Origin of the sequence: Protofrankia sp. CiP3 (assembly GCF_917627345.1) — a bacterium.
Lineage (GTDB): Bacteria > Actinomycetota > Actinomycetes > Frankiales > Frankiaceae > Protofrankia.
Map to the genome: position 1 here is coordinate 1 of NZ_CAKJTM010000016.1, position 16,049 is coordinate 16,049.

A 16,049-nucleotide genomic window follows, 5' to 3' on the forward strand; every position below is an offset into this window, starting at 1 on the left:
GAGCCCGAGGCGAAGGGTGCCGGCCGCGCAGGTCGCCTCTCGGCGCGTGGTCGCTCGCAGCGACATTGGGGTGAGCCCGGGGGCCATGTCACGGCCGGCACCTCACCACAGTACCGGGTTCTGGGCCGTCGCATCCCGGGGGAGCGAAATCGACGGTCCATCACCTGTCCGGCGGGACACGGCCGGACCGCGCGGCCGGAAAGCCATACGAGCGTGCGCCCCAATCCCAGCAAAAGACGATGTATGACAGCCCGACATCTGGTTCCATCTGGCCTGCGGGTCCGTCTGACCTGCGGGTCCGTCGGCCGGGCAGCTCACGGGGGGAACTGTCCGCGCCGCGGCGCAGCGCCGAGCAGGTCGCCGCTGGCAACGGTCACGACGGGACAGCGGTCACGCCAGGAGCGCGGCGCTGAGATACGCGAGGCTGAACTGGGTGTCGGAACGGGCACCGGCGGGGTCCGCGCAGAAGACGGAGACCGTCACGTCGCCGGCCGCGCTGCCACGCGGTGAACTCCATCCGCCGATCGCGCACCGGTGGGTCGGCTCACCGTAAGGGATGACCTCGACATTGTCGGGAGCACGCCCAGCCGCCGGGAAGGTCACCTCGTACGCGCCCGCCGAGATGTGACGGACGGTGTTCACTTTTCCGGCACTGTTGGCGGTATACCTGTCCCACGCGTCTACTGTCATGCCCAGGGGCGGCTGGATGATCCTCCCGGTGTCCTCGGCCTCCTGGCCGGAGAAGGCATGCCCGAACAGCACGGTGTCGGCCCCGATCAGCGCATGCTGGTTGGTGTAGACGAGCACGAACGGCGTGTCCGTCCAGGTCTGCCCGATGGCGCACCCCACGAAGATGGTCTGCCGGTCGGTCTTCTCGTCCCGGCCGAGTGGGTTGCAACCGGCCGGTGTGGAGCCGATCGCATTGACCTGGAGGTTGTTTCCCTCCCGGCCGGAGTAGGCCGGCCCGACCAGGTCGATCGAGTAGTGCCCAACACCGATCCGGTGGATCTCGAAGGGCGTGGCCGAACCGGCGGCGTCGTAGTAGTCGCCCACCCGGGTGACGTCTCGGCCCGGCTCGTCGTCCCGGAAGTAGGTGTAGGGCGGTGGCAGCGAAGCGGGCCCCCCGGTGGGAGCCGGGCTCACCGCCTGCCCGCGGAAATACGGGTCAGGAAAGGCCGATGACGCCCGGTAGGACGCCGGTGCGAACGTGAACAGCGCGGTGAACCGCGAGTCGGTGTAGTCCCCGTTCGGTGACCGGCAGGCCAGGGTCACCTCCTCGGCGGGACCCGACGGCGCCCACCCTTCGGAGTGGCAGCTCACCGGCTCGTCACCGACCGCGGATGCCAGCGCGACACCATGCCCGCCGGGCACGCCAATGCCAGGAAAGATCACTTTGTAACGACCGGTGCCCCGCCGGACCACCGTCGCCGACGCGCCGGCGGCAGCCGTGCCAGTCGCGCCCGTGGCCGCCTGCCAGCTGCCAGCCTGGACGAAGGGCGCGGGCGTCCGCGCAACCCCCAGCGGCGACGCGGCCTCGTCCGACCGGACGAATCCCCAGACCGGCGTGCCGGGAAGAACCGATGCCCCGGCTGCCCTGGGCGGAACCGAACCACCGCAGCCCACCAGCACCCCGAGAATCACGGCGATCACAGCGGCATACGCACAGACGGTCACCGGAACCAATCGTCGCGCCCCTGTCATCCCCCAGCCTTCCCGTGTGTGGAACTCGGCTTCTCCGCGGCACCGCAGCCGGGATGAGCATGTCATGCCCGCTCAACCAGAAAAGCCGGGAGTCAGCGAGACGACCACGGGAGTACCTTTAGGCTGGTCGGGCCGATCTGACAGGGCGTCACAGGTAGCACGCGGTCTGGAGGTTGGTTCAACAATGGCAGCGCCGGATGCGGCCGTGAACGCGCAGGCTCTCCCGCTGGGTCCGGGTGACCCCGACCAGCTTGGCTCCTACACCCTGCTTGGCAGGCTCGGCCAGGGCGGAATGGGAACCGTCTACCTCGGGCGTAGCGGAAACGGCCGGCTGGTCGCCATCAAGGTGATCCGTACCGACGTGGCCGACGACGATGAGTTCCGGCTGCGTTTCCGGCTGGAGGCGGAAACGGCCCGCCGGGTGGCCCGGGTGTGCACCGCCGAGGTGCTCGACGCGGCGCCCGACGCCGAGCAGCCGTATCTTGTCACCGAGTTCATCGAAGGCCGGACGCTGGCGAAGTTCGTCTCCGAAAGCGGCCCACTGCTGGCGGCAAATCTTGAACAGCTCGCGGTCGGCGTTGCCGCGGCGCTGACCGCGATCCACAGCGCCGGCATCGTGCACCGAGATCTCAAACCGTCCAACGTGGTGCTCTCCCCCTTCGGCCCCCGGGTCATCGACTTCGGGATCGCCCGCGCGCTGGACTCCGCCAGCAGCCTCACCGGGGACCTCCAGCAGCTCGGCACCCCCGCCTTCATGGCGCCCGAACAGATTCAGGGCGATCCGGTCACCCCAGCGGTGGATATCTTCGCCTGGGGCGGGCTCATCACCTTTGCGGCAACCGGCCGTTACCCGTTCGGCGAGGGCAGCGCGCAGGCTCTGCTCTTCCGCGCGGTGAACGAGGATCCGAACCTGGACGGGCTGGACAGCCCGCTGCGCGAGATCGTCGCGAACGCGATGCTCAAGGCTCCGTCGGCCCGGCCGACCGCGCAACAGCTGATGCTGCGCCTGCTCGGTGAGCCGCTGTCGACAGCACAGATCGACCCCGAGGCAACGGTCACCCAGGTGTTGCGCGACTGGCGGTTACCCGCGCCCGCCAACACGTTCGGCGGCACCACGACGCACCACATCCCGGGCACCCGCGACGCCCCGGGCACCCGCGACACGGCCACGCCGGCCACCGTACGAGGCGGCCGGGTGCTACCGCGGCCCCGCCGCCGGACAGCGCTCGTGGTCGCGGGCAGCGGGGTCGCCGTGGCGGCCGTGCTCGGCGCGGTGCTGGCGCTGGCGCCGCGTGGTTCGGGCCCGGGGGGCAACCCGGTGAAGGTGGCCGACATCCTGCCGAAGTCCGCCGTCGGGCTCGGCGACGACACACTGGTCTACTCCAGCGAACAGAACGGCACGAAGGCCATCTACAGCCTGCAGGTTGGCGCGGACGGCCCGGTGGGGCCGCCACGGCCGCTGACCCGCGACGCGCGGCCGGACACGCTCCCAGTGATCGTCGGGCTGAAACGCAGGACCGTCCTCTACACGGTGGGTGACTCCTCCCCCAGCCTGAAAGCGATCGCCGCGGACGGCAGCGTCGGCCCGATCTCGCTTTTCGGCTCCGGCCCGGCAGCGGACATCCAGATCGCGCAGGACGCTCGGGCATCGGTCGATCCCACCGGGAGGTTCATCGTCATCAAGGCCGACATCGGCCCGAACGACGGCACCGCCGGCCTCTACGTCATCGCGATGGACGGGTCGAGCGTCCGGCAGCTGGGCGTGCCCGCCGGGGCCACCGACCCGTCCTGGTCCCCGGCGGACAACCGGATCGTCTACTTCGTCAGCGAGAACGGGAGCAACGGCGGCAAGCTGTTCAGCATCGACGCGTTCAACCCCGCCGCGACGCCCACCCAGCTCACCGACGGCAGGAACGGCCTTGATGCCGACCCGTGCTGGTCACCGGACGGCAAGAGGATCGCGTTCCGCCGCAGCGCCGGGACGAACCTCGCCGAGATGGACATCTACGTCATGGACGCCGCCGGGGGCACACCGACGCAGCTGACCGAGGCCCCCGGTCAGGAGCAGGATCCGTCGTTCGCGTCCGGCGACAACAAAAAGATCACCTACACCGCCCAGCGGCCCGGCGACACCAACCGCGAGATCTACGTGACGGACGCGAACCGCCTCGACGACGCCCACGCACAACGACTGACCACGTTCACCGGCCTGGACGCCACCCCCCGCTGGCAGTCCGGCTGATCCGGCTGGGCTGCCAGCGGGGGAAGGAACAAGGGGGAACAGGAGCCCCTCCAGCGGCTCAGCTTGCCGCCTGTTCGGGCTTGCGCTTCTTGACTGTCTTCGGGTCCATCCGGCGGATCAGGAAAGCGGTCACGATGACGCAGATCACGCCGATGCCCACACCGGCACCGATATCGGTGAAGTAGGCCGACGAGGTGTGATCGAAGAACGGGTCGACGACCACCTTGCTGTTGATCAATTTGCCATCGGGACGGAGGACACCGGCGAGGCTGATCCGGTTGAGGTCACCGACCGAGGACAGCCCGGCAAAACCCCAACGGGCCGGCGCGATCACGCTGACCTCTTCGAGACCGGGCTTGCCGTGAACCGGCAGGATGCCACCGCTGAACACAAGCTGCGCCATGGTAAGAAGCACGAGCAGCGGCATGGTCTTGTCCGCGTTGTCGACCAGCGCGGAGATGACGAGCCCCAGCATGGCCGAGGACAGCGAGACCACGATCACCGCGATCAGGCACTCGGCGAGGGAGTTCCCGAGCGCGACCCCTTCGTCAGGCGCCCGGCCGACCAGCGCGATCAGGGTGAACGGGATGGCCTGCAACGTAGTGATCAACGTCAGGACAAGGATCTTCGAGCCGATGTAGGCGGTGCGGGACAGCCCGATCGCCCGCTCCCGGCGGTAGATCGCCCGTTCCTTGACGATCTCCCGGACCGAGTTCGCCATGCCCATGAAGCAGGCGCACAACACCATCACCAGCAGGATCGTGGCGGCGTCCGCGTTCGGCGAGCCGTCCCCGGGGAGGGTGAAACTACCGGGTATGGCACGCGGTATGAGCCCGAGCAGAAACGGGAACACGACAATGAGCCGCAGGTAGGACCTGTCGGACGCGACCACCGCCAGCGTCCGCCGGCTTAAGGTGATCAGCTGGGAGAACACCGACTGCTGGCGGATGCTCGGCAGTTCCTCCGGCGCGGGACGGGCCGAGGGCGCGGTGACCGACGCCGGCACGTAGTAGCGCGACTGGCGGAACCGAGCCGCCGACTCCGCTCCCGCCGTGGCCTCCAGCATCAGGAAGACATCCGGGTAGTCCTTCTTCGCGAAGAAGGACAGGGCGTCGCGCGGCGGGCCGAAGTAGGCGACGTACCCGCCGGGGGCGAGCACCAGAACGTAGTCACACAGGTCCAGCTGGGCCACACTGTGGGTGACGACGACGACCGTCCGCCCATCGTCGGCGAGCTTGCGCAGCGACTCCATGACGTTCTTGTCCATGCCCGGGTCGAGCCCGGAGGTGGGCTCGTCCAGGTAGAGCAGGGTGGGCTTGGTGAGCAGTTCCAGCGCGACGCTGGTGCGCTTGCGCTGCCCACCGGACAGCTTGGCCACCTGGGTGCCGGCGTGCTGGGTGAGCCCGAGTTCCGCGATGACCTCGTCCACCCGGGCGCCGCGTTCGGCCTTGGTCGTGTCCGGCGGGAAGCGCAGCTCAGCGCCGAACTCCAACGCCCGCCGCACCGTCAGGGTGGTGTGGAGCAGGTCCTCCTGGGGGACGTACCCGATACGGCGGCGGAGCTCATCGTACTCGGAGTACATGTCCCGGCCGGCGTAACGCACCGTGCCCTTGTCCGCCGGGCGGAACCCGGTGAGGGCGTTGAGCAGCGTGGATTTGCCCGCACCGCTCGGCCCGACCACCGCCAGCAGCGCCCGGCCGGGCAGCCGGAAGGTCATGTCGTGCATGAGCTGCTTCTGGCCGGCCCACACGTTCAGGCCGTCAGCCTCGAAACTGACGTCCCCGGAGTCGATGTACTCGACGAGTTCGTCGCCGACGAGCTGGAAGACATGGTGGCCGACAGCGATCACCGCGCCCTGCGGCAGCTTCTCCCGGACGATGCGCTTGCCGTTGACGAAAGTGCCGTTGGCGGAGTCGAGGTCCGCGATCTCCACCTCGCCGGGGCCGTCCCCGCCATGGCCGACGTACAGCTCCGCGTGCCGGCGGGACGCCAACAGGTCGCCCACGACGATGTCGTTCCCGCGGGAGCGCCCGATGGACATCGTGCCGGGATGCAGCCGGTAGGCCGTCTGGCGTTCGTGCTCACGCTCAAGGTCGTGTGCGCCGGAGTCATCCAGAGCCTGCGGGCGCTGCCTCGGCAGCTGCGGTCCGGGCTCGTAGTTGGTGCTCTCCCGCAGCATCGTCGGCATCTCGAAATGCGGATCATCGAACCGGGGGAGGGGCTCGCGGCTGGCGGGCGCCTCCGGCCGGACGACGACCTCCGGCCCGGTCGGGGTGCCGAGCCGGAACCGGATCTCGCCGTTCACATCCACGCGCTGCACACGCTCGCCGTCGAGCCAGGTCCCGTTCGAACTGATGTCCCGCACAGCCCAGCCCGCGCCGACCGGCTCGATTAACAGATGACGGCGGGACACCCGGCTGTCGGGCATGACGAAGTCGGCCGTGCGAGCACGGCCGACAACGAACGGCTGGCCGGCAGGCACGGTGGCCACGTTGGCGCCGCTGACGACTCTCAGGGTCGTCTGCACGTGTTTCCCCCTTCAGGACGGGACACAGGCCGGATGCCCCGCCGAACTACTTCGACATGGATCGTCCGATCTTGCGGGTCGTCCGGATCGTAGCGCCGCCCACGGACCGTGATCTAGGCCGGGGTGGGCCAATCACGCGGACACGACGCAGAGGGGCAGACTGCGCGGTGTCGGTCATGGCCATATCAGGCATGTCCGGAGACGACCGGCTGTCAGTCGGACACTATCCGGCACGGATCGAGGATCTCGCATAACCCGTGCGGCGGTCCGGGAACTGTCGCCGATTCGACCAACATCGGTTCAGGAACCGGCGGGAAGGACGACATCAGTGGCTGAGGCCAGCACCGCGATGCCGTTCTTGCCGGCTGTGGCGCTCTCGATCCGCAGGTTGAACGGCAGCCCGGCGATCGGCAACGGGATCGCCGGTAGCGCCAGCCCTCCAGGCAGAACCAGGATGAGGTTGTTGTCCTTGACGGTGAAACCCGTTTCGATCGTCTGCGGACCGATGATCGAACTCAGGAATGACACGTTCACGGTCACTTTGACCTTGCCATCATCGGCGGGCGCCACCTGTACCTTGCCGATCGACAAATTCAGGCCGGCCAGATATGTGTTGAGATCGCTGTAACTGATCTGTACAGCGGCGGTCACCTTGTCGACCGGAACTTCCCCCACCTGGTCACGGATCGCGTCACCGAACGGTACGTGAACCCCCTGGAGCCTGGCTTTCACCTCCGAGATACGCGGCCCAGGTGTGGAGATACCCGTCACCGTCACCCGCAGGTCGTCGTACTTGCCGAACAGGACCTGGGTAAGGAACGGAATGCCACCGATACTGACATCGGTAACCCTGGGTGGCGCGACGGTCGGATCCTTGCTGGTTTGGGCGATAGCCGCCTCCGCCTTCACCTTCATCTGGCTTTCGGCGATCGGCACCGCCGCCCGGTCGGCCACAACCAGCAGAGCGAGCAACACGATCACTGTGATGACCGGCCAGCGCCGCCGTCGGCGGCGGCGGCGAGGGGCGGCTGGCGAGGCCATCACGCCGATCGGCTCGACCGGCGGCGGGACGGGGTGCCGCCGTGCCGGCTCATCAGCCTCGGCCGGGTACTCGGTGGCATCGTCGGCGTCGGCCGGCTGGACCGGCTGGACGGACTCGGCCGGGTAAGCGTCGGCCGGGTGGGAGCCGGGCGGGTAGGCATCGCCGGGTCGTGCCCCGGCCCGGCGGGTGTCCTGAGAGGCCCGGTCCACCGGCTGGGCCGGACCGGGCCATGCCTGCGGGGGCTGGCCGGACGGACGGAACGAGTCCGCCGGTGGGGGTGGGGCGCTCGGACCGACCTTGGCGCGGCGCGGTCCGGGATGCCCGCCGGTGGCACCGCCCGCGCCCGCCGGCGGGAGACGGCGGGTGGGCTCCTCTGCTTCGCCGCCCCGGTTCACGCCGTCGTCAGGTCCGCTTGTCACGGGACGAATCGTCGCACGATCGGCTGGTCCTGGCACGGACTGGGTCGCGTGCCAGGACCAGCCGAGGTCTGGGCCGGCCGAGGCGTCAGCCGTCGCCGAACAGCTGCGGCGCCCGGTCGGGCGCCTTCGGCGGGGCAAGGCGGAACACCGATCCGCGCGGGGCCGCGTGGACGTTCCAGAAGTGGTCGGCCACCGCCTCCGGTGTGAGCGGGCCAGCGGGCGCGACCCGGGCCTCCAGCACCACGGTCCGCAGCCGGATTCCGCGCGCCTGGAGCACGGGCGCAAGCGATGTCCCGAGCGCGAGCAGGCCGGCCTTGCCGATGGCGAGGGCGAGGCGGCCGGCGGCCGGTTCGGTGCGCGGCCCGGCCGCGGTCAGCAGCACACACGCCGAGGGACGATCGGCGAGCAGCTCCGCGGCGGCCTGCACAACAGTCAGCGCGCCGGTCACGTTGACCGCCAGCGTCTGGTTGACCGTTTCCGCCGGCACGGACAGCGCGGTGCCCCGGATGCTCAGCTTCGCGTTGTAGACGACGGCCGTCAGGCCGCCGAGACCGTCCGCGAGTTTGCCCAACGCCGCGGTGACGGCGCCCGGTTCGGTGACGTCGGCGACCTCGCCGAGCACCGCGACATCGTCGCTGGCGAGGTCCGCTTCGATCCGCCCGACGGTGTCGGCCGACCGGGCGATCACGCCGAGCGCGAACCCCTCCCGGGCGAACCGGCGCAGGAGCTGGGCGCCGAACGCCCGCCCCGGCCCGACGATGACCAGCGCCCGCTCCTCCTGCCGCATGCGCTTACGGTAGGAGAATTCCGGGGTTGAGGATCCCCGCCGGGTCGAGAGTGTCCTTGACCGAGCGAAGTACCGCCAGTCCGATGTCACCGATCTCCGCCGCGAGCCACGGCTGATGCTCGGTGCCGACGGCGTGATGATGGGTGACCGTCCCGCCCCCGTCGACGATCGCGCGGGTGGCCGCGGCCTTCACCCTCCCCCAGCGCGCCACCGGTTCGTCGAGCTGGGGACACACGACGGTGAAGTACAGCGACGCGCCGGTCGGGTAGACGTGCGAGATGTGGCACATGACCACCCCGGGCACATCCTCGGCGGCCAGCGCCGCGGCGATCGCGTCCCGCACCCCGGCGTACAGGCCGGGCAGGGCCGACCAGAACCCGGCCGTCTCCAGGGTCTCGGCGAACATCCCGGCGTCCAGCAGGGCGTCACGCAGGTAGGGGCCGTGAAAGCGGCCGCGCAGCCACTCGGCGCCGGCATCGTGCCCCAACGCGGCCGCCCCGGCGGTACGCAGCAGCTCGCCGACCTCGGCCCGGCGCGCGGCGGCCCAGCCGGCCCGGCCCTCGTACCCGATGATCAGATGGCAGCCGCCGGCGGTGGCCGGGCCTGCGCCGCCGAGTCCGGCCGCGGTCTCCACCTCGTCCGACAGGCGCGCGACCGTCGGCAGCAGATCCCGCTGCGCCAGGATGCGCAGCACCGCGGCCGCGCCGGTGAAGTCCGCCAGGCGCCAGCCCTCGTAGTGGATCGTCTCGGGCAGCGGACGCACCCGCAGCCGTACCTGGGTGATGACCCCGAAAGCTCCTTCGGAGCCGAGCACGAGTTCGCGCAGATCGGGTCCGGCCGCGGAGGCGGGCGCCCGGCCGAGCTCCCAGGTGCCGACCGGGGTCGCGAGCCGGATACCGACGACCATGCTGTCGAACCGGCCGTGACCGGCGGAGGCCTGGCCACTGGACCGGGTCGCGGCGAACCCCCCGACGGTCGCGTACTCCCACGACTGCGGCAGGTGACCGAGGGTGAAACCGTGCGTGGCAAGCGCGGCGTCGAGGGCCGGACCGCGCAGACCGGGATCAGCCGTGGCCAGTTGTGACCACGCGTCGACGCCGACCAGCCGGTTCATCCGGGCCGTGTCAAGCGCGATCACACCGGCAACGCCGTCACAGGCCGCGGCCAAGCCGCCGACGACCGATGTCCCGCCGCCGAACGGGACCACCGCGAGCCGATACCGGGCACAGACCGCAAGCGTGGCGAGCACCTCGTCGTGGCATGCGGGCAGGATGACCGCGTCCGGGGCGTCGGTGGCGTCACCGGCGCGCAGCCGCAGCAGATCGGTCGTGGAACGCCCACGGCAGTGCCGGACCCTGCTCTCCCGGTCGTCGTGCACCCAGGCCGGGCCGATGACGCCCGCCAGGGCCGCGCGCGCATCCTCGGCAAGCCTCACCGCCGGCAGCCGCACCGCGTCGAGGCCCACCGGTGGGGTGTCGCGGCAGTCCACGCCCAGAACCTGTGCCAGCAGAGAGCGGACACCAGCGGGCAGCGGCGTGCGCGCCGCCGGGGTGCCCCAGCCCCACCAGAGCGTCCCGGCGTCAGACCCGGTCATCCCGCCATCCCGTCATCCCGCCGTTGTGTCCTTCCATCATCATCACAACTCGTTGTCGGCGGTGACACGACATACACTTTTACAGGTGTGGTCACAGCGTGACCGTGAAATGCCCAGCAGGCTCTCTGATCACGTTGAGGCAGCTGAACCGACCGGGTCGCTCAATCGTCGCCAACGTGATCGGGACCTCGCCTGTCTGGCGAGCGGCACGATCCTCGATGTCCTCGTCGTCGGCGGCGGGGTGACCGGGGCGGGCGTGGCGCTGGACGCCGCGAGCCGAGGGCTGTCCGTCGCGCTCATGGAAGCCCACGACCTGGCCTTCGGCACCAGCCGCTGGAGCTCCAAACTCGTCCACGGCGGAGTGCGCTACCTGGCCGCTGGCGATGTCGCCCTGGCCCGGCAGTGCTCCCGGGAACGTGACATCCTGCTGCGCACCACCGCGCCACACCTGGTACGGCCGCTACCGATGGTGCTCCCGTTGACGGTCGGCTTCCCCACCTCCGCCGCCCTCGTCGCCGATGCCGGCCTGCACATCGCCGACCTGATCCGGCTCGGCGCCGGCACCCCCCGCTCGGTCCTGCCCGGGCCCCGGTGGCTGAGCGCGGTCGAGACCCAGGCCCTGGTGCCGGCGCTGCGGCCGGTCCACCTGCGCGGCGGGCTGCTGTCCTGGGACGGCCAGCTCGTCGACGACGCGCGCCTGGTCGTCGCGATCGCACGGACAGCGGCCAGGTACGGCGCGCGGATAATCACCCGCTGCCGGGCCGTCGCCGTCGACGGCGACGGTGCCACCGCAATCGACACGCTCACCGGCTCGGCGGTCACGGTGCGCTCCCGCGCTGTGGTGAACGCGACCGGGGTCTGGGCCGGCGAGCTGTGCGGCGACGTCCACGTGCGCCCGAGCCGCGGAAGCCACCTCGTCGTGGCGGACAGCGCCTTCGGCGGGCTCCGGACCGCGATCACCGTGCCGGTGTCGCACGAGCACAACCGGTACGTGTTCGCGCTGCCACAGCCCGGCGGACGGGTCTACGTCGGGCTCACGGACGAACCCGTCGACGCCGTGACCGACACCCCGGCCGCAACCCCGGCCGAGACCGAGTTCCTGCGCGACGTCATCTCCGGCGTTCTGGCGGTACCCGTTGACCGGGCTGACATCCTGGGCACCTTCGCCGGGCTGCGCCCGCTGCCGGCCGGGGCGGCCGGGGCGGCCGGGCGCACCGCCGACATCTCCCGTCGCCATGCCGTCATCACCTCGGCCGATGGCGTGGTGACCATCGTCGGCGGCAAGCTCACCACCTACCGGCGGATGGCCGCCGACACCGTGGACGAGCTGGCGCGGGCGCGCGGGCTGCGCCCCGGGCCGTGCCGGACCCAGCACCTGCCGCTGGTGGGCGCGGCCGGACGGTCGACGCTCGCCGAAGTGGCCGCGCCGCGCCGGCTGGTCGCCCGCTACGGCACCGAGGCACCCGCCGTGGTCGCGCAGGCACGGGGTGATCCGCGGCTTCTCGCGCCGCTGTGCGACCGCGTGGACACCACCGGCGCGGAGATACTGTTCGCGCTGCGGCACGAGGGCGCCCTGGACGCCGGTGACCTGCTCGACCGGCGCACCCGCATCGGTCTGGTGCCAGCCGACCGCGCCGCCGCGCTCCCCCACGTCCAAGCGCTGCTGGCCGCGCCGGACCGATAGCGGACGGTGGGCTCCGAACATCGTCACGCCGCCTTCGGCTGATCAGGGCGCTGATCAGGGCACGGCCAGCGTCGGCGGGACCCCGTCCGTGGTGGTCGAGGGGACCCGGCCGATGGTGAGGGCAGCGATCCGGTCCCGGTGCTGGACCGGATCACCGTAGCTGTAAACCTCGCGTTTGGCACGCTTGTAGAAGAAGTGGGCGTCGTGCTCCCAGGTGTAGCCGATCCCGCCGTGATATTGGATCATCGCGGCAGTCACCTCCCGGGCGGTGTCCGAGGCCTTGCTCTTGGCCACGGCGACCGCGAGCCGGCGGTCCGCAAGCCCGGCGTCCAGCGCGTGTGCCGCGTACAGCACCGCGTGCTCGGACATGGTCACGGCAACATGCAGGTCGGCGAGATGGTGCTTGAGCGCCTGGAAGGATCCGACCGCCCGGCCGAACTGCACCCGGTCGCGGTCATAGGCGACCGTGCGCCGCAGCGCCTCCCGGGCGAGGCCGACGAGGTCCCCCGCCGTGAGCACCGCGCCCCGGTCGAGAAGATCGGTAAAGACGGCCGTGGACGAGCCAGGCAACCGCTGTCCGGGGACGCCGTCGAGAACCACCGAAGCCGTGCGTACCGTGCCGTCGTAGTTTTCCAGCCCGGTCACGACGACCCCCGGCAGCTCCGGTTCCACCAGGTACAGCCCGACCTCGCCAGCCGGTTCCACGGCGGCCACCACGATGATCCGCGCGGCCTCGGCGTACTCGACCGGCAGGGCCGGTCCGGTCAGCCGGCCCGCCTCGTCAGCCGTGACCCGTACGCCCGAGGGATCATAGCGGCCGGCCGGCCCGCGCGGCGCCACCGTGGCCACGAGCGCGCCCGAGGCGACAGCGGGCAGCAAGGACCTCCGCTGCTCGTCCGAACCCGCAAGCCGCAGCGCCTCGCCCGCGAGCACGGTCGGCAGCCACGGCCCGGGTACGGCTCCCGCACCGAACGCGCGGGCAACCACCTGGGCATCCACCAGGCCAAGACCGAGGCCGTCGTGCTCCGCGGGGACGCAGACAGCGAGCCAGCCATACGCGCCGATGGCCTTCCACAGCTCGGTGGGGTTACCGTCGCCGTGCTGGTCCTCGAACACGGCACGGACGGCTGTCAGGTCGAACCGGTCGGCGAGGTAGGCACGGACGGTTTCACCCAGAGCACGCTGCTCGTCGGTGAGTGCGAAGTACATGGCTGGTCCTATCGACGACGGCCGGAAAGGTCATCGGGGCAGCCCGAGGAGCCGCTCGGCGACGATGTTACGCTGCACCTGCGAGGAGCCACCCCAGATCGTGACCGAACGCGACCACATCGCCTCGTGCTGCATACCGCGCAGGTCGGCGTCGGGCCGCGGCCGGGTGAGCGTCGCCTCCGGACCGAGCAGGTCGTCGAAGGTCTCCCACAGCTCCTGATGCGTGTGCGACCACTGCAGTTTGGTCAGGGACGACTCGGCCCCGAGCTCCGCGCCCTTTTCGATCTGGGTCAGTATGTGCATGGAGTGGTAGCGCAGACACTCGAGCTCGACGATCCGGCTGGCGAGCCGCTGGCGCAGGACCGGGTCGTCGGTACGCCCGAAGGCCGCCGCCGCGGCCACGATCTCGTCGAACTGGCCGCGGAAGGCGGTGTACTGGGCGATGCCGGAGGCGCCGCGTTCGAATGACAACAGCAGCATCGCCGTCGACCAGCCGTCACCGGCCCCGCCCAGGCAGTCGGTGACCTTCACCCGGACATCGGTGAAGAACACCTCGCCGAACTCACTCGCGCCGCTGAGCTGGCGCAGCGGCCGGGCGTCGACCCCGTCGGAACGCATGTCGATGAGCAGCATCGAGATGCCGCGGTGCCGCTGGGCGCCGGGCTCCGTGCGGACCAGCGCGAACATCCTGTCCGCGTACATGGCATTGGTCGTCCAGACCTTCTGGCCGTTGACGACGAACTCGTCGCCGTCGAGCACGCCGGTGGTGCGCAACGCGGCGAGGTCCGAACCCGCACCTGGCTCGGAGAAGCCCTGGCACCAGATCACCTCGTTGCGCAGCATCGGGCCGATGATGTCGCGCTTCTGCTCGTCCGTGCCGATCGCCATGACGGTGGGCGCGAGAAAGGCCAGACCGAGGGCGTTGACGGTGGGCGGGGCCCCGGCACGCTGGGTCTCCTCGTCGTAGATCGCCTGCATGCCGGGTGTCCCGCCACGGCCGCCGTACTCCCGTGGCCAGGAGATCCCGGCGAACCCCGCGTCGTACTTGCGGCGTTCCCAGTCCCTGCGCAGCTCGAACGCCTCCGCCGCGCCGAGGGCCGACCAGAACGACCGCGACCGCCACCGCGGCGGGATGTTGTCCGCCAGCCAGGCGCGTAGTTCCGCGCGGAAGCGCTCCTCCGCGGGCGTGAAGGTAAGATCCATCAGGCGGCTCCTGCGGTGGAGTGTGCGCAACGCGGCATGCGGAGTTTATTCGCGGCAGGCACGATGTGACGTGTGTCCGCGCCCTACCTGGCAGCCACCCTCCGGAAACGGGGAAGACGATGATTGCTCCGGCCCGGCTGAACCCCACCACCAGGAACGACGCCCTGCGCCAGATGGAGGCCGAGGTCTTCGACATCGTCGTCATCGGCGGCGGCGTCACCGGGGCGGGGGTGGCGCTCGACGCGGCCACCCGCGGGCTGTCGGTAGCCCTGGTCGAGGCGCGGGATCTCGCGGCCGGCACATCCAGCCGGTCCAGCAAGCTCATCCACGGCGGGCTGCGGTACCTCGAGCAGCGCAATGTGGCGCTGGTCGCCGAGGCGCTGCGGGAACGGGCCCTTCTGCTCGCGACCCTGTGCCCGCACCTCGTACGCCCGGCCTCCTTCATGTTCCCGATCACTCATCGGATGTGGGAGCGCGCCTACGTCGGCAGTGGGATGCTGCTCTACGACACCCTGAGTGGCGGCCGCCGCAACGTACCGCACCACCGCCACCTGACCAGGCAGGCCGCGCTGCGCGCCGCGCCATCCCTGCGGCCTGACTCCCTGGTGGGCGCGATCCAGTACTGGGATGCCCAGGTCGACGACGCGCGGCACACCATGTTCGTCGCCCGCACCGCCGCCCACTACGGCGCCCTGATCGCCACCAGCGCCCGGGTGACGGGGCTGCTGCGGGAGGGTGAACGGATCACCGGAGTACGTGTCGACGACCTCGAGAACGGTGGGCAGATCGATGTCCGGGCGCGCCAGACCATCAACGCGGCGGGAGTGTGGACCGACGACATCCAGGCCATGGCCGGCGGCCGCGGCCAGCTGTCCGTCCGGGTTTCCAAGGGCGTCCACCTGGTGGTGCCCCGCGACCGGATCAATTCGACCACCGGGCTGATCCTGCGCACCCGCCGCAGTGTGCTGTTCGTGATCCCCTGGGGCGGCCACTGGATCATCGGGACCACGGACACGGACTGGGACCTCGACCTCGCGCACCCCGCCGCCAGCAGCGCGGACATCGACTATGTGCTGACGCATGTCAACCGGGTGCTGCGCACGCCGTTGAGCACCGAGGACATCACCGGTGTCTATGCCGGGCTGCGCCCGCTGCTGTCCGGCGAGTCCGAGGACACCTCACGGCTGTCCCGGGAGCATGCGGTCGTCTCGCCGCTGCCGGGTCTGACCATGGTCGCCGGTGGGAAGTACACGACCTACCGAGTGATGGCCCGTGATGCGGTCGACTCCGCGCTGGCCGGAATGAACCGGTACGTGCCGCTGTCCTGCACCGACCGGATACCGCTGCTCGGCGCTGACGGCTACCAGGCGTTGTGGAACGCCCGGGAGACCCTCGCCCACCGCAGCGGGGTACACGTGGCGCGGGTCGAGCATCTGCTGGGCCGTTACGGCAGTCTCACGCGGGAGGTCCTCGATCTCATCGAGGAACGCCCCGCCCTCGGACGGCCGCTGCGCGGGGCCAGCACCTACCTCGCGGCGGAGGCCGTGTACGCCGCGTCCCACGAAGGTGCGCTGCACCTTGACGACATACTCACCCGCCGGACCCGGATTTCGATCGAGGCCTGGGACCGGGGTGCCGAAG

General features: G+C 70.6%; 10 protein-coding genes. 3 read left to right on the forward strand and 7 right to left on the reverse strand.

Going from position 1 to position 16,049, the window contains the following annotated elements:
- Positions 1–390: 390 nt before the first annotated feature.
- Positions 391–1,674, reverse strand: a complete 1,284-nt coding sequence (locus tag MJ797_RS08530; protein WP_239333495.1) for a hypothetical protein — start codon at positions 1,672–1,674, stop codon at positions 391–393.
- 211 nt (positions 1,675–1,885) lie between these two features.
- On the opposite strand from MJ797_RS08530, the gene MJ797_RS08535 reads away from it, so the two are divergent.
- The gene (locus MJ797_RS08535) at positions 1,886–3,943 is read left to right on the forward strand and encodes a protein kinase (RefSeq protein ID WP_239333497.1); all 2,058 of its coding nucleotides are present in this window, start codon (positions 1,886–1,888) and stop codon (positions 3,941–3,943) included.
- Between the two features lie 58 nt (positions 3,944–4,001).
- On the opposite strand, the gene MJ797_RS08540 is transcribed toward MJ797_RS08535, so the two are convergent.
- From MJ797_RS08540 to MJ797_RS08555, 4 genes are all read right to left on the reverse strand, one after another.
- Positions 4,002–6,470 carry an ATP-binding cassette domain-containing protein gene (locus tag MJ797_RS08540; RefSeq protein WP_239333499.1) on the reverse strand — a complete coding sequence of 823 codons (2,469 nt, stop codon included), beginning with the start codon at positions 6,468–6,470 and terminating at the stop codon, positions 4,002–4,004.
- Positions 6,471–6,770: 300 nt separating this feature from the next.
- The gene (locus MJ797_RS08545; RefSeq protein WP_239333501.1) at positions 6,771–7,931 is read right to left on the reverse strand and encodes a DUF2993 domain-containing protein; all 1,161 of its coding nucleotides are present in this window, start codon (positions 7,929–7,931) and stop codon (positions 6,771–6,773) included.
- A gap of 85 nt (positions 7,932–8,016) precedes the next feature.
- A complete protein-coding gene (locus MJ797_RS08550; protein WP_239333503.1) occupies positions 8,017–8,718 on the reverse strand; it encodes an SDR family NAD(P)-dependent oxidoreductase in 702 nt (233 codons plus the stop codon).
- A 4-nt stretch (positions 8,719–8,722) separates the two neighbouring features.
- Positions 8,723–10,312: an FAD-binding oxidoreductase gene (locus MJ797_RS08555; protein WP_239333505.1), complete on the reverse strand. Its 1,590-nt coding sequence runs from the start codon at positions 10,310–10,312 to the stop codon at positions 8,723–8,725.
- A gap of 109 nt (positions 10,313–10,421) precedes the next feature.
- Here MJ797_RS08555 and MJ797_RS08560 point away from each other — a divergent pair, with 109 nt between their 5' ends.
- Entirely contained in the window at positions 10,422–11,996 is a 1,575-nt protein-coding gene (locus MJ797_RS08560; protein ID WP_239333507.1) for a glycerol-3-phosphate dehydrogenase/oxidase, read from the forward strand.
- A gap of 54 nt (positions 11,997–12,050) precedes the next feature.
- Here MJ797_RS08560 and MJ797_RS08565 read toward each other — a convergent pair whose 3' ends face one another.
- Together MJ797_RS08565 and MJ797_RS08570 are read right to left on the reverse strand one after the other, a co-directional pair.
- Positions 12,051–13,205 carry an acyl-CoA dehydrogenase family protein gene (locus MJ797_RS08565; RefSeq protein ID WP_239333509.1) on the reverse strand — a complete coding sequence of 385 codons (1,155 nt, stop codon included), beginning with the start codon at positions 13,203–13,205 and terminating at the stop codon, positions 12,051–12,053.
- Between the two features lie 30 nt (positions 13,206–13,235).
- Entirely contained in the window at positions 13,236–14,408 is a 1,173-nt protein-coding gene (locus MJ797_RS08570; protein WP_239333511.1) for an acyl-CoA dehydrogenase family protein, read from the reverse strand.
- A 119-nt stretch (positions 14,409–14,527) separates the two neighbouring features.
- Between MJ797_RS08570 and MJ797_RS08575 the strand changes: the two genes are divergently transcribed.
- Positions 14,528–16,049, forward strand: a 1,522-nt coding sequence (locus tag MJ797_RS08575) for a glycerol-3-phosphate dehydrogenase/oxidase (RefSeq protein WP_239333513.1), incomplete at its 3' end; no start/stop codon positions are given.